Raw genomic sequence first — 18494 nt, forward strand, 5'->3', positions numbered from 1 at the left:
TGTCAGCGCCAAAAAAGCGTAAAAAAATCCGCGCAAGTCACCCGGCGCGGATTTTCAACGATCCCCTTCATATTTCAAGTCGCTTCTTATTGGCTGCCTTTACTCACCCCAGTCACTTCGTTATCTAAGCTCCCGGGGATTCGCTCAGTTGCCGCCTTGATGCAACTCGAATTATTTTGGGGGATAAGGACGTCAGATATCGATGTTTGCCGCTTTCAGGGCATTTTCTTCGATAAAGGCACGACGAGGTTCAACCGCATCACCCATCAGGGTGGTGAACAGTTGGTCAGCAGCAATGGCGTCCTTCACGGTCACGCGCAGCATGCGGCGGCTTTCCGGATCCATCGTGGTTTCCCACAGCTGCTCTGGGTTCATTTCACCCAGACCTTTATAACGCTGTACTGACAGACCACGGCGCGACTCTTTCACCAGCCACTCCAATGCCTGTTCGAAGCTTTCAACCGGCTGACGACGCTCACCACGTTCAATGAAGGCATCTTCTTCGATCAAACCGCGCAGCTTCTCACCCAGGACACAGATTTTGCGGTATTCGCCGCCATGGATGAAGTCAAAGTCCAGCGCGTAATCGGTATCCACACCGTGAGTACGAATGCGCAGTACAGGCTCAAACATCTGGCGCTCACGGTTCTCAAAGATCACCGAATCATAGCTGCTGCCGTGCTGTTCTTTGTCGTTCAGCAGTTTCACCAACGAATCAATCCAGGTCTTAACCTTGGCCTGATCGCTCAGATCGCCCTCTGCCAGAGTTGGCTGGTAGATCAGGTTGTTCAGCAACGCGCGCGGGTAGCGGCGTTCCATACGGCCGATCAACTTCTGCACGCTGTAATGCTCAGCAACCAGTCTTTCCAACTGCTCGCCCGCAAGCGCCGGTGCACTGGCGTTGGTATGCAGAGTGGCGCCGTCCATCGCGATGGCGATTTGGTATTGATCCATCGCCTCGTCATCTTTGATGTACTGTTCCTGCTTGCCTTTTTTCACCTTGTACAACGGCGGTTGGGCAATGAACACGTGACCGCGCTCAATGATTTCCGGCATCTGACGATAGAAGAAGGTCAGCAGCAGCGTACGGATGTGCGAGCCATCGACGTCGGCATCGGTCATGATGATGATGCTGTGATAACGCAGCTTGTCCGGGTTGTACTCATCCCGGCCGATACCGCAGCCAAGTGCAGTGATCAGCGTGGCAACTTCCTGTGAAGACAGCATCTTGTCGAAGCGGGCTTTCTCAACGTTGAGGATTTTACCTTTCAACGGCAAGATCGCCTGGTTCTTACGGTTACGCCCCTGCTTGGCAGAGCCGCCCGCTGAGTCCCCTTCCACCAGGTACAGTTCGGACAGTGCCGGGTCGCGTTCCTGGCAGTCCGCCAGTTTGCCCGGCAAGCCGGCCAGATCCAACGCGCCTTTACGGCGAGTCATTTCACGCGCTTTACGTGCGGCTTCACGGGCACGCGCTGCATCGATAATTTTACCGACGACGATTTTCGCATCGCCCGGGTTTTCCATCAGGTAATCGACCAGCTTCTCGTTCATCAGGGTTTCAACAGCGGTTTTCACTTCGGAAGAAACCAGCTTGTCTTTAGTCTGAGAAGAGAACTTAGGATCCGGTACTTTTACTGACACAACGGCAATCAAACCTTCTCGCGCATCGTCACCGGTAGCGCTGATCTTGGCCTTTTTGCTGTAACCTTCTTTATCCATGTAGCTGTTCAGGGTACGCGTCATCGCGGTACGGAAACCGACCAGATGGGTACCGCCATCACGCTGCGGAATGTTGTTGGTAAAGCAGTAAATGTTTTCCTGGAAACCGTCGTTCCACTGCAACGCCACTTCCACACCGATGTCGTCTTTCACGGTAGAGAAATAGAAGACGTTCGGGTGGATTGGGGTTTTGTTTTTGTTCAGGTACTCAACAAACGCCTTGATACCGCCTTCGTAGTGGAAGTGGTCTTCTTTGTCCGTACGTTTGTCTTTCAGGCGGATAGACACGCCAGAGTTCAGGAATGAGAGTTCGCGCAGGCGCTTGGCCAGAATGTCGTACTCAAATTCGGTATTGTTGGTGAAGGTTTCGTAGCTCGGCCAGAAACGCACTGTGGTACCGGTCAGATCGGTTTCACCGACCACTTTCAGGGGTGACAGTGGCTCGCCCATCGCATAGGTTTGTTCGTGAACCTTGCCTTCACGGCGGATAACCAGTTCCAGCTTCTCGGACAAGGCGTTAACAACCGATACGCCTACACCGTGCAGACCGCCGGAAACCTTGTAGGAGTTGTCATCAAATTTGCCGCCGGCATGCAACACAGTCATGATCACCTGTGCCGCAGAAACCCCTTCCTCTTCGTGAATACCGGTCGGGATACCACGGCCGTCATCCTGTACCGAAACGGAGTTGTCGGCATGGATGGTCACCTGAATGTCACTACAGTGGCCAGCGAGTGCTTCGTCGATAGCGTTGTCCACAACCTCGAATACCATGTGGTGCAGACCGGTGCCATCATCGGTGTCGCCGATATACATGCCCGGGCGCTTACGCACCGCGTCCAGCCCTTTTAATACCTTGATACTTGAGGAGTCATAAGAATTCGACATCAACGTTTCTCGCTCATTTTAGTCCTGTGGTTGAACCTCTATTTTACCCTGTTCCACGCGGAACATCTTGCCCTTTTCACCGGCCATGTCGGTCACTTGTTCAGCGCTAACAGCACTGACAAAGACCTGGGCCTGGGTGGCTTTCAGGCGATCGGCCAGCAACCGGCGACGGCCGGTGTCCAGCTCGGAGGCAAAATCATCAATCAGATACAGGCAACGCCGCCCGCTCTGCCGGGTGAGAAACTCACCCTGCGCTAAGCGCAACGCGCACATCAGCAGCTTAAGCTGACCGCGCGATAACAAATCCTCTACCGGCGTGCCGTCGGCACGAATGCGAAAGTCCGCTTTATGCGGCCCCACCGCGGTATAGGTTAACGCCCTGTCGCGCTCAAACTGGCGCTCCAGGAGCTCTCCGTAGTCGCTCTCTTTGTCCCAGCCACGCTGGAAAGAGAAACTCAGGGCAAATTCGGGCAAAAACTGCGCGCATGTCGCGGTAATATCCGCGGCAATCGCGTCGCTGTAAGCTGCCCGCCATTCGCTGATGCGCTCGGCCAAGGGGATCAGTTCCTGATCCCACGCGCGGATCTGCGCATAGCGACTGACCTGGCGCAGCGCGGCATTGCGCTGCTTCAGTAACCGTTTCAGGTTGCTCCAGGCGGTGAAAAAACCGGGTTCGTTATGAAAACAACCCCAGTCCAGGAAGGCGCGCCGGAATTTCGGCCCGCCGTTTAGCAGGGTAAAACCTTCGGGGGTAATCAGTTGCATCGGCAGTAGCTGCGCCAGTTCAGCCACTTTGTGGCCGTCGCTGCCATCGACACGTACCTTGCTGTCCCCCTGACGGCTCTTGCTTAATCCTACGGATATTTCACGCTCTGCACCGTCAATGCGGCCGTGCAAAATGAACTCCGGCTGGTCGTGACGAATCACGCGCCCCGCCTGCAGGCTGCGAAATGCCCGCCCGTGACCGAGGGTATACACCGCCTCAAGCACGCTGGTCTTGCCGCTGCCATTGGCACCCACCAGGAAATTGAACCCCGGCGCCAGCGCCAAATCCGCAGCTTCTATATTGCGGAAATCTTTAATCAGTAAACGCGTTAATGCCATGCCAATTCCATCACCGGGAAATTACGCTCAATGTGAGGGCGTTATCGGCGCTGGCAGTTTACGTGCAGGCAGCGCACAGCAACCGGAGCGTACACAGAGTACGTGAGGATTGCGAGCACTGCCCAAGCGTAAAATGGCAAGCAAGATAGCCCGGATATCGATCACAACCGCATTGGCATGACGACATAGGCGGCAGACTTACTGGCACCGTCTTCGATCTGCACGCTAGAGACCGAGTCGGTCAGCAACAAGCGTACATCTTCACACTTGAGTGCATTCAATACGTCCAGCACATAACTGACGTTGAACCCAATTTCCATCTCGGTGCCGTCGTAGCTGACGTCGAGGATCTCTTCCGCTTCTTCCTGCTCAGGGTTATTGGCGGTGATCTTGAGTTGGTTTTGGCTGACGTACAGGCGCACACCGCGGAACTTTTCGTTCGACAAAATGGCCGCACGGGCAAAAGCCTGCTTAAGCAAGTCGCAACCGGCTTCCAGCGTTTTGTCCGGGTTCTTCGGCAACACGCGACGATAATCAGGGAAACGGCCGTCAACCAGCTTGGAAGTGAAGATGAAATCACCGACGTGCGCACGGATGTTGTTACTGCCGATCTGCAATTGCAGCAGCGTATCGCCACCGTCCAGCAGACGCACCAGTTCCATCACCCCTTTACGCGGCACGATCACCGAATGCGACGGTAATTGCTGGCCAATAGGCATCGAACACACAGCAAGGCGGTGACCATCGGTCGCCACGGTACGCAGTTCTTCACCTTCGGTTTCGAACAGCATGCCGTTTAAGTAGTAGCGCACGTCCTGATGAGCCATCGAGAACTGCGTGGCTTCGATCAGGCGCTTAAGGGTCGCCTGCGGCAGAGAGAATTCAACTTCGCTCTGCCAATCGTCCAGGTTCGGGAAATCTACCGCCGGCAGCGTAGAAAGGGAGAAGCGACTGCGGCCAGAACGCACCAGCATACGCTCGCCTTCCAACGTCACAGTGATCTCAGCCCCTTCAGGCAAACCACGGCAGATATCAAATAATTTACGCGCGGGGACGGTAGTCGCGCCCGCTTCATGAGGTTGGGACAGGGCAACGCGCGCCACCATCTCCATCTCCAGATCGGTGCCGGTCAACAGCAGGCAGCCTTCTGTGACCTGCAACAGCAGGTTACCCAGAATAGGCAGCGTTGGGCGGCCGCCCAGCGGGCTGCTCACCTGTTGCAGCGGTTTTAGCAGATGCTCACGTTCAACGATAAATTTCATAGCGCTAGGAAGATAATGTTCTGATTAAATTGGAGAAATCTTCTTTGATGTCGTGACTTTCCTCACGCAACTGCTCGATCTTCCGGCAGGCGTGCAACACCGTGGTATGGTCGCGGCCACCAAACGCATCGCCGATTTCTGGCAGGCTGTGGTTGGTGAGTTCTTTCGCTAACGCCATCGCCATTTGACGTGGACGGGCAACGGAACGCGAGCGCCGCTTGGACAACAAATCTGCGATTTTAATTTTATAGTATTCCGCCACCGTCTTTTGAATATTATCGATGGTGACCAACTTTTCTTGCAGTGCCAGTAGATCGCGCAGCGCTTCACGCACGAAATCAATGGTAATGGCACGTCCGGTAAAGTTTGCGTTGGCGATCACGCGGTTCAACGCCCCTTCGAGCTCACGCACGTTGGAACGCAGGCGCTTGGCGATAAAGAACGCCACTTCTCCTGGCAGACGGATATTGTTTTCGTCAGCCTTTTTCATCAGGATCGCTACGCGGGTTTCCAGCTCCGGCGGTTCGATGGCTACCGTTAATCCCCAACCGAAGCGGGATTTCAGACGGTCTTCCACCCCGTTAATCTCTTTAGGATAACGGTCCGACGTCAGGATAATCTGCTGATTGCCTTCTAACAGCGCGTTAAAGGTATGGAAGAACTCTTCCTGCGAACGCTCTTTATTGGCAAAAAATTGTATGTCATCGATCAGCAGCGCATCGACCGAACGGTAATAACGCTTAAATTCTTCAATGGCATTGTTCTGCAACGCTTTGACCATGTCTTGCACAAAGCGTTCAGAGTGCATGTAGACCACTTTGGCGTTAGCTTTGCGCGCCATGATGCCGTTGCCAACCGCGTGCAACAGGTGGGTTTTACCCAGACCGGTGCCACCATAAAGGAACAACGGGTTATAGGCGCCGCCTGGGTTATCCGCAACCTGGCGAGCCGCCGCGCGCGCCAACTGGTTGGATTTACCTTCAACAAAGTTATCAAAGGTATGCTTTGGGTTAACGTTGGAACGGTAAGAAAGCTCCGGCTGCGGTGCCGCGTTGTCCCAGCTTGGGCGGGTAGGCGCAGCAACGCGCACCACGGGTGCACTCGGGGCGCTAACACTGGCGGTGACGGTTTGGCTGATGATTTGGGAAAGCGGTTTGCTGCCCACTTCAAAACGCAGCAATGGCGCATCCGTACCGCAGAAATCATTTAACAGGCCATTGATATTGTTTAAGTACTTATCGCGAACCCAATCCAGCACAAAACGATTTGGCGCATAAAGCGCCAGGGTGTTGTCACTCAGTTCCGCCTGCAATGGGCGTATCCACATACTAAATTCTGTGGCAGGTAACTCATCCTGCAATCGGGCAAGACACTGCTGCCAAAGCGAAAGTGACACGGCGGACTCCACTCGAACAAGATCAATAAAAGAAAAGAATCAGGCTACTTTTTTATAACTCATGATTTTTGACACATACCCGGCATCGGCAGTTTGCCTGTGGGGGATGCGAACCGCCTTTCACGGTTTATGTCCCTCACGATCCCCGCTTGAGAGATCGCGATCGGAATGACGGATCATAGCGCAATCCGCGCAAGAGATCCTCCCCTTCATCACAGATTAGATCCATTTTATCCACAGGCCCCGGCCTGCGGCGATCTTTTCGCCAGTCACGCTAAATTGCAGGCAAAATACCGTGTGAGTAACGGTATTTTTTACATTGTCAACCGGTTATACCCTGTTATCCACGCCGGATCCTGGGTTTTCACGCTAAGGATCGCATCGGGATCCTTGCGATTTACCCCTGAGTCCGTATAATCTTCGCCCTACGTGTGTACCTGGTTCCTTAATGGTGAGTCATTAACCGGACAGGATTCTGCGGTGACCACGGGCCAAGACCGGATTTTACTCCGAATTGGCAGACAACCAGGTAGGCTAGCGCAATGTGAATTGACTCAGGACTGTACAATTATTACAATCCCGCCTCTTTATATATTGCGATTGAGGCGTCGGTCGTCTTCACGCCGAGTAGCCAAACGCGTTTACTGATCAGTAATTATTTTAAGTTTAGGTAGAAATCGCCATGAAACGCACTTTCCAACCGTCCGTATTGAAGCGTAACCGTAGCCACGGTTTCCGTGCTCGTATGGCCACCAAAAATGGTCGTCAAGTTCTGGCCCGCCGTCGTGCGAAAGGCCGTTCTCGTCTGACTGTTTCTAAGTAATAAAAGCTAACCCGCTGAGTGGTTAAGCTCGCTTTTCCCAGGGAGTTACGTTTGTTAACTCCCACTCACTTCACTTTCGTCTTCCAGCAGCCACAACGGGCTGGCACGCCGCAAATCACCATCCTCGGCCGCCTGAACCAGCTGGGGCATCCCCGCATCGGTCTTACTGTCGCCAAAAAACACGTCAAACGCGCGCATGAACGCAATCGGATAAAACGCCTAACCCGCGAAAGCTTCCGTTTACGTCAGCACGAGTTACCGGCGATGGATTTTGTCGTAGTGGCCAAAAAAGGGATAGCGGATTTGGATAACCGCGCGCTGACGGAAGCTTTGGAAAAATTATGGCGTCGCCACTGTCGCCAGGCTCCCGCATCCTGATCGGGCTGGTGCGAGCTTACCAGCTCGTCATCAGTCCGCTGCTTGGGCCTCGTTGTCGCTTCCAGCCGACATGCTCTCATTACGCAATTGAGGCATTAAGCAGGTTTGGCATGATAAAAGGCAGTTGGTTAGCATTGAAACGCGTATTAAAATGCCACCCTTTGAACCCAGGTGGCGATGATCCCGTGCCGCCGAAACCCGACGATAACAGAGAACACTAACGATGGATTCGCAACGCAATCTTCTCCTCATCGCTCTGCTGTTCGTGTCTTTCATGATCTGGCAAGCCTGGCAAACGGACAATGCTCCGCAACCAGTCGCTCAGACCACGCAACAGACTTCGAACACTGCTACCGGTGATGCCGCAAGCTCAGCAGTTCCAGCCAGTGGCCAGGGTAAACTGATTACCGTTAACACTGACGTGCTGTCGCTGACCATCAACACCCGTGGTGGTGATATCGAGCAGGCTAAACTGTTGGCCTACCCGGACACTCTGGGTTCATCGACGCCATTCCAGCTGCTGGAAACCACACCGTCATTTGTTTACCAGGCGCAAAGCGGCCTGACTGGCAGAAACGGTCCGGATAACCCGGCAAACGGCGAACGTCCTCTGTTCCAGGCGGCGCAGGACAGCTACACCCTGCCAGAAGGCCAGGATGAGCTGCGCATTCCGCTGACCTTTACCGGTAAAGACGGTGCGATCTACACCAAGACTTTCGTGCTCAAGCGTAACCATTACGCAGTTGGCGTTGACTACAACGTTGACAACAAAGGCACAACTCCGCTGGAACTGACCCTGTTCGGCCAACTGAAGCAGACGACTGAGCTGCCTAAGCACCGTGACACCGGCAGCAACAACTTCGCTCTGCACACCTTCCGTGGTGCGGCGTATTCATCCAGCGATGACAAATACCAGAAGTACGCGTTCGATAAGGACGAGAACCTGAGTGTCACCACGCAAGGCGGTTGGGTTGCGATGCTGCAACAGTACTTCGCCACGGCTTGGGTACCGGCAACGCAGGGTAGCAACACCTTCTATACCGCCAAGCCTGGCGATAACCTGTCTACCATCGGCTTCAAATCTACGCCGGTAGTGGTACAGCCTGGTGCGCAGCAACAACTGAATGCGACCCTGTGGGTTGGCCCAGAACTGCAAGATCAGATGGCCCAGCTGGCACCGCATCTGGATCTGACCGTAGATTACGGTTGGTTGTGGTTCATCTCCCAGCCGCTGTTCAAACTGTTGAAGTTCATCCACGGCTTTATCGGTAACTGGGGCTTCTCAATTATCATCATCACCTTCATCGTGCGTGGCATCATGTACCCGCTGACCAAAGCGCAGTACACCTCGATGGCAAAAATGCGCATGCTGCAGCCAAAATTGCAGGCGATGCGTGAGCGTATTGGTGATGACAAACAGCGCATGAGCCAAGAAATGATGGCGCTGTACAAGTCTGAGAAAGTGAACCCGTTGGGGGGTTGTCTGCCGCTGGTTATCCAGATGCCAATCTTCCTGGCGCTGTACTACATGTTGATGGGTTCCGTTGAGCTGCGTCATGCGCCGTTCGCCCTGTGGATCCATGACCTGTCGGCGCAAGACCCGTACTACATCTTGCCAATCCTGATGGGCGTGACGATGTTCTTCATCCAGAAGATGTCGCCGACCACCGTGACTGACCCGATGCAGCAAAAAATCATGACCTTTATGCCGGTAATCTTCACAGTGTTCTTCCTGTGGTTCCCGTCTGGTCTGGTGCTGTACTACATCGTCAGTAACCTGGTGACTATCCTCCAGCAGCAGTTGATTTACCGCGGTCTGGAAAAACGTGGCTTACACAGCCGCGACAAGAAAAAAACCTAAGCGTATTGTAGGGGTTCGGCATGCCGAACCCTTGCAGTAACACCAAGAGGCGGTCATTAAGACCGCCTTTTTGCATATTGAATTGTCAGAGCCGCGTTACCCGACAGCGTTAAAGCTTGCAGGTTGGCGGCAACGGAACGCGTCCCCGAGAGCCTGGTAAGCCAGGTGACCGGGGTAAGAGAAGGCAGCCAACACCGCTGCAACTTGAAGGATAAAGGGTATATGAGCACTACCGATACCATCGTAGCCCAAGCCACCCCGCCGGGACGCGGCGGCGTCGGCATTTTGCGCATTTCCGGCCGTGGCGCCAAAGATGTCGCCCAAGCGCTGCTCGGCAAACTGCCCAAGCCGCGTTACGCCGATTATCTGCCATTCCGTGATACCGATGGGGCGACGTTGGATCAGGGCATTGCATTGTGGTTCCCTGGCCCCCATTCGTTTACCGGTGAAGACGTGCTGGAACTGCAAGGCCACGGTGGACCGGTTATTCTCGATCTGCTGCTAAAACGTGTACTGGCGTTGCCTGACGTGCGTATCGCACGGCCCGGGGAGTTCTCCGAGCGCGCATTCCTCAACGACAAACTCGATCTGGCACAGGCGGAGGCAATTGCCGACCTGATCGACGCCAGCTCAGAGCAAGCAGCACGTTCAGCAATGAACTCGTTGCAAGGGGCATTTTCTACCCGTATCCACCAGCTTGTGGAAGCACTCACTCACCTGCGAATCTATGTGGAAGCTGCAATCGACTTCCCTGATGAAGAAATCGACTTCCTGTCTGACGGTAAGATCGAAGCGCAACTCAACGGCGTCATGGCCGACCTGGACAGCGTACGTGCCGAGGCGCGCCAAGGCAGTCTGCTGCGTGAAGGCATGAAAGTGGTCATTGCCGGGCGACCAAACGCGGGCAAATCCAGCCTGCTGAACGCATTAGCTGGCCGTGAAGCCGCGATCGTCACCGATATCGCCGGCACCACACGCGATGTACTGCGCGAACATATTCACATCGACGGCATGCCGCTGCATATCATAGATACCGCCGGTTTGCGTGAAGCCAGTGACGAAGTTGAGCGTATCGGTATCGAACGTGCATGGAACGAGATCGAACAGGCAGACCGCGTCTTGTTTATGGTCGATGGTACGACCACCACCGCTACCGAGCCGGTAGAGATCTGGCCTGAATTTATGGCGCGTCTGCCACACCGCCTGCCCATTACCGTTGTGCGCAATAAAGCCGACATCACGGGTGAAACCTTGGGTATGACCGAAGTAAACGGCCATTCGCTTATTCGCCTGTCGGCGCGTACCGGTGAAGGTATCGATCTGCTACGTGATCACCTGAAGCAAAGCATGGGCTTCACCAGCAATATGGAAGGTGGCTTCCTGGCGCGCCGTCGCCATCTGCAGGCGCTAGAGCAAGCGGCACAGCATCTGGTAGAGGGTAAAGAACAGTTAGTGAGCGCTTACGCGGGGGAGCTGTTGGCCGAAGAACTGCGCCTGGCACAGCAGGCGTTAAGTGAAATCACCGGTGAATTTACCTCTGATGATCTGCTGGGACGCATTTTCTCCAGCTTCTGTATCGGTAAGTAAACAACCGCAGGTATTAACGATCGGAGCAGGCGACGCACTGCCGCCTGTTCCACCGTTGGCTTATCGCATAATGTCTGCGCGATATGTCACAGCCCCTTCAGAATAAGCGCTATATACTGAGCAATAAGGGATCCCCTCTCAGGAAAGAGCGAACATGCCGTTAACCATCAAGGTATTACTGGAAAACCGGCGTGCCGCTGGCGTAGACAAATCGCTAAAAGCGAAAGCCGGGTTGAGCCTGTGGATCCAGGATGAAACAGACGCGGTTTTGTTCGATACCGGCCCCGATGGCAGTTTTCTGCATAACGCAGCGCAAATGGGCGTCGACCTCTCCCGAATGACCGCAACGGTGCTTTCACACGGCCACTACGACCACTGCGGTGGCGTACCCTGGTTACCCGATAACAGTCGCATCATCTGCCACCCGCACATAGCTAATGAACGCCACTCAGCGGTAACATTTCTTGGATATACCAGGAAAATCAAAAAATTATCACTGAATATTGATTACTCACGCCATCACATGGAATACAGCAGTGAACCTCTGCATATCAGCGAGCGCTTTATATGGTCAGGGGAAATCTCGGTTACCCAACCGCAGGCCTATGGTGTGCTCAGTGGCAAAACGGAGTCTGTGGATTACGTGATAGACGAAGGTGTACTGATTTATAAATCTGACCGCGGATTGGTGATCATTACAGGCTGCGGACATCGGGGGATCGTTAACATCGTTCGTCACTGCCAAAAAATCACCGGGATAAATCAGATCCATGCGCTGATCGGCGGTTTTCATCTGCGCTGTGCGTCACCGCACACAATATGGCAGGTCAGACGGTTTCTAAACCAGCAAAAACCGGAAAAATTAATGGGATGCCATTGTACCGGTGCATGGGGCCGGCTATGGCTGCCGAAAGTGATTGCGCCAGCAACGGGAGAGACTTTCGTTCTGGAATAAATACCGTCTCCGGCGGCGGCCCCTCATGGCCTCCGCCCTCTTTCCTCACGGGAAAATACATAGCAAAAACCAATAAATAGGATAAAACGCATACTGTTTTTTGATGATAAATCCTAGGCTTATGCTTAATCTAATCCCCCAGCATTTTCAGTGAACCCTCTGTCATGGAGTGAATAATGGCGTGTCATTTTGCCCGATGGATCCCCACATCCACCGTATTGGATACCCGTAGACTCCCCACCGACGTAATTGCTGCAGCTACTGCTTTTTCCGTTAAACGCCGCCAGAGATTCCTGCAAGGGCGTGTTCTGCTCGCAGAAATGATGTTTTATCTTTACGGGCTACCGACACTCCCTCCTATTGCCACTACCCCCACCGGACGTCCTTGTTTTATCGACAATCATCTGCCCGATTTCAGTCTGGCCTATGCCAGCAATACGGTGGGAGTTTTACTCAGCGAAGAAGGCAAGGTTGGCCTGGATATTGAAGTGATGCGCGCACGAGGCGGGCAACATAAAGAGCTTCAGCACCAATATCTTACACCAGCTGAAAGTGCCTGGATAAGCGCACAGTACGATAGACTGGAGGCAGAAACGCAACTGTGGAGCATCCGCCAGAGCGTGCTGAAACTTTCCGGCCAGGGCAACAGCGGCCAATCAACCCTACGTCTGCATCCTTTTTCCGGCCACCTGCGTTCCAGCACTACACCAGATGTCCATGTGATGAGCGACGCCGATGAGTACCTGAGCTGGGCCTGTGCCCACACTCCCGGCTTGGAACGCTTGGTGTGTTGGCAATATGCAGAACAGCAGGGCCTGCAAAAAGACGGCGAGATATCACCGCGCAACCCAGCCGTTTCAACGCGCTTCGTCAAACTGACCAGCCTGGCGACGCCTGGTTAAAAAGGGCGGAAATAGCGCAAAAACCAAGATAAAACTTTCTTTACCATATAAATTTCTTAATAAAAATGTAAAGTCAGCTAAATATTCAGAAATCGTCTATTCTCTCCGCACGCTTTGCCCTACTATCTTCAGGTGTTCTAAGCTGAATCTGTTCATTCGAAAGGGAGAATCACCATGTCAGACCAAGCATTAAAAATCGTCACTCTGCTCGGTAGTTTGCGCAAAGGTTCGTACAACGCGATGGTTGCGCACGCGCTGCCAAGCCTTGCGCCACAAGGCGTCACCATTGAAGCGCTTCCTTCAATCCGTGATATCCCGTTATATGATGCAGATATGCAACAGGAAGAGGGTTTCCCTGCTACGGTGGAAGCCATTGCCGAGCAAATTCGTCAGGCTGACGGCGTTATCATCGTAACCCCGGAATATAACTACTCTGTGCCAGGCGGATTAAAAAACGCTATCGACTGGCTTTCTCGTCTGCCAAATCAACCCTTAGCCGGTAAACCAGTCGCCATTCAGACCAGTTCTATGGGGCCTATTGGCGGCGCACGATGCCAGTATCACCTGCGCCAGATTCTGGTATTCCTTGATGCCATGGTGATGAATAAGCCGGAATTTATGGGTGGCGTGATCCAAAATAAAGTGGATTCTCAGGCGGGTGAATTGATCGACCAAGGTACGCTGGACTTCCTGACCGGGCAGCTCTCCGCGTTCAGCGATTATATCCGCCGCGTAGAGTAAATGTTTTTTGACGCCCTCAGCAGAAAGCCGAATGGGGGCGTCACGCTATTGAGAGAACCATTGCCAACCCATTAAAAATAAAGTCATTACATTATGTATTTTTTCATTTTAGCCATATTACTGGCTTTCATCACCAGACCATTATTAGCCACAGAAATGCGCTACCCCGCCGGAGAGGAGCCCATCGCGCTGCCGGTACATAGCCCACTCAATGCTCAACTGTCGCGCACGGCTCAGAATCAGGAAGATAAAAAGATCGCAGCCATGTCGTTATATCTGACGCTCATGCGAGAAGACGGTCGCAACATCTGGGCCCCCTACCAGTTGGCGGCTTCGTCAGCGGAAAAAGGCCAAACCGAACTGGCAGAGCGGTACCTGCAGCTGAGCGCCGATCGCGGATTATGGTATTACTACAATCTGCTGGAAGACGACGCCTTCAATAGTATTCAACACAGCAGCACCTATCAGTCGATCTTGGCCGTTACCAAGGCCCGCTATCTGCAGCATGCGCATTGGTTCGAAGGCAAAGCCAGCTACGCCATTCCGGCTGGCACACCGCCCCCCGAAGGCTGGCCAGCGGTGGTATATCTGCATGCCTATGGCAAAAGTGCCGGTATATCTCCCGAGGAGCGCGTGCTGTTTAGTGAGATGGGCGTCGCCTATATTGAAATCAACGGCACCCAGATGCTGTCGGAAAACAGTTTCCGCTGGTCGAATTACAGTGACGAGAGCACCCAAAGCGCCATTCAGCGGGCACTGCAACCGTTAATAGTGGAATTAAAACTCAACCCACAACAGGTCTATCTGAGCGCTCGTGGCCAGGGAGCGCTGCATGCCGCCAATCTGTTAGCCAAGTACCCACAGCATTATGCTGGCGCACTGTTAATTGCGCCTCAGGGCGAGATCAAACAGGCACAGCAATCTCTGGCGAAAAATAAACGGATGGTGGTGGCGTATTACGATCGGCAAAAATTTAGCGATCAAGCGCTGGCAATGCACTTTGCCAATCTGTTCAGCGAAGATAATCAGGTTGAGGCACTGCATTTTGCGCAGGGAGAGAACCCAGATGCGGGCTGGCAGGCACGCTTCAAACGGCCATTACAGTGGCTACTGAATCAGGCGCCGGATGCAACGCCTGACGCATAGAACACCGGGGCCGACGCTTGTCGGCCCCGGTGGCATCAATGTCCGTCGACAAAGACAATCTTCAGCACAAACAACAGCGCGACAACGACCACGCATGGGCTGATTTCACGCCAGCGGCCGGTACCCAATTTCATCACACAGTACGAAATAAAACCGAGTGCGATACCTTCGGTAATAGAGAAACTGAACGGCATCATCACCGCAGTAACAAACGCCGGTACGGCTTCGGTCAGGTCATCCCACTTCACCCGTGCCAGACTGGATGTCATCAGTACGCCAACGTAGATCAGCGCACCGGCAGCGGCATAAGCCGGAACCATACCCGCCAGCGGTGACAGGAAAATCACCAACAGGAACAAGATACCGGTCACCACTGCGGTCAGGCCGGTACGGCCACCGACAGAAACCCCGGCGGAACTTTCAATGTAGGCTGTAACGGAAGACGTGCCGACAAACGAACCTGCTACCGAGCTGATACTATCAACATACAGTGCCTGCTTCATGCGCGGGAACTTGCCTTTGTCATCGGTCAGCCCAGCCTTGTCAGTCACCCCGATCAGAGTACCGGAGGAGTCGAACAGGTTTACCAGCATGAAGGAGAAAATGACCCCTGCCAGACCAATGTTCAGCGCGCCTGCCAGATCAACCTGACCCACGACCGAAGTTATGTTCGGTGGCATGGAGAACAGACCGCCGTATTTCACATCACCCAATGCCCAACCGATCAGGGTTGTCACCACGATAGAAACCAGCACCGCCGCGTGGAAGTTACGCGAAGACAGCACAGCGATGATAAAGAAGCCCAGCGCACCTAACAGCACGTTGTGCGAGGTCAGGCTGCCTATGGTCACCAGCGTGTCCGGATTAGCCACCACGATACCGGCATTTTTCAGCCCCATCATGCCGATAAACAGGCCGATACCACTGGTAATCCCCACCCGCAGGCTCATGGGAATATTGGCAATCATCCAATAGCGGATACGGAAAATAGTCAGCAACAGTAAACCGACCGCGCCCCAGAAAATGGCTCCCATGCCAACCTGCCATGAAATGCCCATTGCACCCACGACCACAAAGGCGAAGAACGCATTGAGGCCCATCGCGGGTGCCAGCGCAACCGGCAGGTTTGCCAGCAAGCCCATCAAAATACTGCCGAAAGCGGCAATCAGACAGGTTGTGACAAACACGGCCTGCGTATCCATGCCCGCCGCGCCCAGAATTTGGGGGTTAACGAACACGATATACACCATAGTCAAAAAGGTCGTAATACCGGCAATCGTTTCCGTACGCGCCGTAGTTCCATGCTGCTTGAGTTTAAACACGCGCCCAAGCAAGCCTTGCTCAACGTCAAGGCCAGATACTGGTTTGCTCATTATCAGAATTCCGAAGAAGGGAATGGAGAGTCGCCGGCTATCCTATAACAAAAAGTAGGGGTTTTGACGCCGCTCACAGATTTTTTTCGCCGTCTTTACGGCTATAACCCTCAACAGATTGTATTTACTGAAATTGATAGGCAAACCGGGATTCTGATGTCGCAATCGCACCCGATCTGGGTAAAGTGGCACTATCGCTGCTTAATTAAAGGACATGACACTGATGAACCAGGTTGACTGTATTTTGTTTGATTGTGACGGCACGCTGGTAGACAGTGAAGTGATATGCAGCAAAGCCTATGTGCACATGTTTGCTCACTACGGTATATATCTGTCGCTGGACGAGGTGTTCAGAAAATTCAAAGGGGTGAAGCTGTACGAAATTATCGAACAGGTTAATGCAGAACATGGCATCAATCTGGCAAAGGAAGAGCTGGAACCCTTATACCGCCAAGAAGTGGCCCGTCTATTCGACAGTGAACTGCAGCAGATTGCCGGGGCTCGTGAACTGCTGGCACAAGTAACAGTGCCTATCTGCACCGTATCCAATGGCCCGGTCAGTAAAATGCAACACTCGCTCGGTCTGACCGATATGCTGCACTATTTTGATGACCGGTTGTTCAGCGGCTATGATATTCAACGCTGGAAACCAGACCCAGCCATCGTATTCCACGCGGCAGAAAAAATGCAGGTACCGGTCGAGCGTTGCATTCTGATCGACGATTCCGCCGCTGGCGCCCAGGCCGGGATCGCTGCGGGGATCCCGGTATTTTACTTCTGCGCCGATCCGCACAATAAACCGATCAACCACCCGCTGGTTACCGTATTCGACGATCTGGCGCAGCTGCCCGCGCTGTGGCGCGAGCGGGGTTGGCAGCTAACGGCAGATTAACTGGCCGGTAGCGGTGGCTTATTACGCCACCAGCGCCATGACCGTTTCAGCGCTCGGGTCTGTGGGCTGAAACGGCGGTTGGCCGCATTGGCCAGTAAATCCAGCGCCAGACAAAACACGAAGTACACCCATGCGACAAACAGAAACACTTCCATCGGGTACACCATGCTGCGGTTATTGACCTGAGTCGCCAGGAAGGTCAGTTCTCCGACGCCGACGATATAAGCCAGGGAGGTGTCTTTGATCAGCGAAATCCATTGGTTGATAAACGACGGCACCATCATACGCAGCGCCTGCGGCAGCACGATCATGCACAGTGTTTGCCAGCGGGTCAGCCCCAGTGACAAGCCGGCTTGCCACTGCCCAGCGCCGATGGCGACAATGCCGGCCTTCACCGCATGGGCCAAATACGCGGAGGCGATCAGCGCCAGCGCGCATACCACGGTGGTGATTTCCGGGATATCGACGCCAAACACCATCGGCAATAAGAAATAGGTCCAGAAAATCAGCATGATCACCGGGATGGCGCGGAAGAAACCCAACACCGCCGCCAGCAAGCCAGCCGCCACACCGCGCGACATTGCCAATGCCACCCCCAGCAGCGTGCCGAGAATGGCCGAGGCCACACCGGCCATCAGACTGATCGCCAGCGTCAGCGCCGCACCGCCCAATGGCCCGTCGGGCCAGGTTCCCCACAGCAGATAGCCCAGGTTGTCATGAATAATGCTGAAATCCATCTTAATGCCCCCTCAGCGGCTTGCGCTGCTGTCGCCACATTCCCCAGCCTTCCAGCAACGCAATGATGGCGATGTACAACACCGTCGCCACACCAAATGCCTGGAAGGTGCGTAGTGTCTCGGTTTCCACCTGACGCGAAGCATAAGACAGTTCGGCCACGCCGATCGCCATCGTCAACGAGGAGTTCTTTATCACATTCATATACTGACCCAGCAGCGGCGGCATGGCGATGTTTAGCGCCTGCGGCAACACCACATAACGCATAGCCTGCCAGCCAGTTAATCCCAGCGCATTGGCCGCATATTTTTGCCCACTGGCAACGCCACGAATACCGGCTCGGATCTCTTCGGCGATAAAGGCGCTGGAGTACAACGTCAGGCCAAAGAAACCGGCAAGAAATTCAAACGACGGCCATTCAAGCGGGCCAATGTGATGTGAGGTGTTAAGCCATTGCATCGTGGCTGAAGGCAGGATCTGCCCGGCGGCGAAATACCAGAAGAACAGCTGTACCAGAAGCGGCGTATTGCGAAACAACGAACTGTAGCCCATCGCCAGCCATCGCAATGGGCGCAGGTGGCTGTCACGCATCGTCGTCAGTAAAAAACCCAACAACGTGGCGGCCAGGCTCGCACAGGCAGAAAGCCACAGCGTCAACAGAAAACCCTGCCACAGCCAGTTTAGGTATTGCGGCGCCAGCAACCAGTCCAGATTCATGGTCAATCCTTGTCT

Annotated in this window: 17 protein-coding genes; 10 read left to right on the top strand and 7 right to left on the bottom strand. The window is 53.9% G+C overall.

The window, feature by feature from the left end; all coding sequences use genetic code 11:
• Positions 1-192 precede the first annotated feature (192 nt).
• The 4 genes from gyrB to dnaA all read right to left on the bottom strand — a co-directional run bounded on the left by gyrB (position 193) and on the right by dnaA (position 6369).
• Positions 193-2607, bottom strand: coding sequence for a DNA topoisomerase (ATP-hydrolyzing) subunit B (gene gyrB, locus JOE25_RS19545; protein WP_209638058.1), 2415 nt, complete (start codon positions 2605-2607; stop codon positions 193-195).
• Positions 2608-2625: 18 nt separating this feature from the next.
• A complete protein-coding gene (gene recF / locus JOE25_RS19550) occupies positions 2626-3711 on the bottom strand; it encodes a DNA replication/repair protein RecF (protein ID WP_209638060.1) in 1086 nt (361 codons plus the stop codon).
• Positions 3712-3872: 161 nt separating this feature from the next.
• The gene (dnaN, locus tag JOE25_RS19555) at positions 3873-4973 is read right to left on the bottom strand and encodes a DNA polymerase III subunit beta (protein WP_012004507.1); all 1101 of its coding nucleotides are present in this window, start codon (positions 4971-4973) and stop codon (positions 3873-3875) included.
• A 4-nt stretch (positions 4974-4977) separates the two neighbouring features.
• Positions 4978-6369, bottom strand: coding sequence for a chromosomal replication initiator protein DnaA (dnaA, locus tag JOE25_RS19560; RefSeq protein ID WP_037421193.1), 1392 nt, complete (start codon positions 6367-6369; stop codon positions 4978-4980).
• Between the two features lie 682 nt (positions 6370-7051).
• On the opposite strand from dnaA, the gene rpmH reads away from it, so the two are divergent.
• The 9 genes from rpmH to JOE25_RS19605 all read left to right on the top strand — a co-directional run bounded on the left by rpmH (position 7052) and on the right by JOE25_RS19605 (position 14762).
• Entirely contained in the window at positions 7052-7192 is a 141-nt protein-coding gene (gene rpmH, locus JOE25_RS19565) for a 50S ribosomal protein L34 (RefSeq protein ID WP_003849659.1), read from the top strand.
• A gap of 18 nt (positions 7193-7210) precedes the next feature.
• Entirely contained in the window at positions 7211-7570 is a 360-nt protein-coding gene (rnpA, locus tag JOE25_RS19570) for a ribonuclease P protein component (RefSeq protein WP_004950547.1), read from the top strand.
• Positions 7534-7791 (top strand): membrane protein insertion efficiency factor YidD, encoded by a 258-nt coding sequence (gene yidD / locus JOE25_RS19575; protein WP_012004505.1) that lies wholly within the window; start codon positions 7534-7536, stop codon positions 7789-7791. The genes rnpA and yidD overlap by 37 nt, the downstream gene beginning before the upstream one ends.
• A 2-nt stretch (positions 7792-7793) precedes the next feature.
• Positions 7794-9431 carry a membrane protein insertase YidC gene (gene yidC / locus JOE25_RS19580; RefSeq protein WP_037421197.1) on the top strand — a complete coding sequence of 546 codons (1638 nt, stop codon included), beginning with the start codon at positions 7794-7796 and terminating at the stop codon, positions 9429-9431.
• A gap of 222 nt (positions 9432-9653) precedes the next feature.
• On the top strand, positions 9654-11018 hold the full coding sequence (mnmE, locus tag JOE25_RS19585; protein ID WP_209638061.1) for a tRNA uridine-5-carboxymethylaminomethyl(34) synthesis GTPase MnmE: 1365 nt from the start codon (positions 9654-9656) through the stop codon (positions 11016-11018).
• A gap of 154 nt (positions 11019-11172) precedes the next feature.
• Positions 11173-11973: an MBL fold metallo-hydrolase gene (locus JOE25_RS19590; RefSeq protein ID WP_209638063.1), complete on the top strand. Its 801-nt coding sequence runs from the start codon at positions 11173-11175 to the stop codon at positions 11971-11973.
• 176 nt (positions 11974-12149) lie between these two features.
• Positions 12150-12875, top strand: a complete 726-nt coding sequence (locus JOE25_RS19595) for a 4'-phosphopantetheinyl transferase superfamily protein (protein WP_209638066.1) — start codon at positions 12150-12152, stop codon at positions 12873-12875.
• A 174-nt stretch (positions 12876-13049) separates the two neighbouring features.
• Positions 13050-13616 (top strand): NADPH-dependent FMN reductase, encoded by a 567-nt coding sequence (locus JOE25_RS19600; protein WP_209638069.1) that lies wholly within the window; start codon positions 13050-13052, stop codon positions 13614-13616.
• Between the two features lie 93 nt (positions 13617-13709).
• Positions 13710-14762 (top strand): hypothetical protein, encoded by a 1053-nt coding sequence (locus JOE25_RS19605; protein ID WP_209638071.1) that lies wholly within the window; start codon positions 13710-13712, stop codon positions 14760-14762.
• 35 nt (positions 14763-14797) lie between these two features.
• Here JOE25_RS19605 and JOE25_RS19610 read toward each other — a convergent pair whose 3' ends face one another.
• Positions 14798-16135 (bottom strand): NCS2 family permease, encoded by a 1338-nt coding sequence (locus tag JOE25_RS19610; protein ID WP_037421216.1) that lies wholly within the window; start codon positions 16133-16135, stop codon positions 14798-14800.
• 223 nt (positions 16136-16358) lie between these two features.
• Between JOE25_RS19610 and yieH the strand changes: the two genes are divergently transcribed.
• A complete protein-coding gene (yieH, locus tag JOE25_RS19615) occupies positions 16359-17027 on the top strand; it encodes a 6-phosphogluconate phosphatase (RefSeq protein ID WP_209638073.1) in 669 nt (222 codons plus the stop codon).
• Here the strand turns inward: yieH and JOE25_RS19620 are convergent.
• A complete protein-coding gene (locus JOE25_RS19620; protein ID WP_209638074.1) occupies positions 17024-17764 on the bottom strand; it encodes an amino acid ABC transporter permease in 741 nt (246 codons plus the stop codon). The two genes, yieH and JOE25_RS19620, sit on opposite strands and share 4 nt — an antisense overlap.
• A 1-nt stretch (position 17765) precedes the next feature.
• A complete protein-coding gene (locus JOE25_RS19625; RefSeq protein WP_209638076.1) occupies positions 17766-18479 on the bottom strand; it encodes an amino acid ABC transporter permease in 714 nt (237 codons plus the stop codon).
• Positions 18480-18494: the final 15 nt, after the last annotated feature.

The organism is Serratia sp. PL17 (assembly GCF_017832355.1).
Lineage (GTDB): Bacteria > Pseudomonadota > Gammaproteobacteria > Enterobacterales > Enterobacteriaceae > Serratia.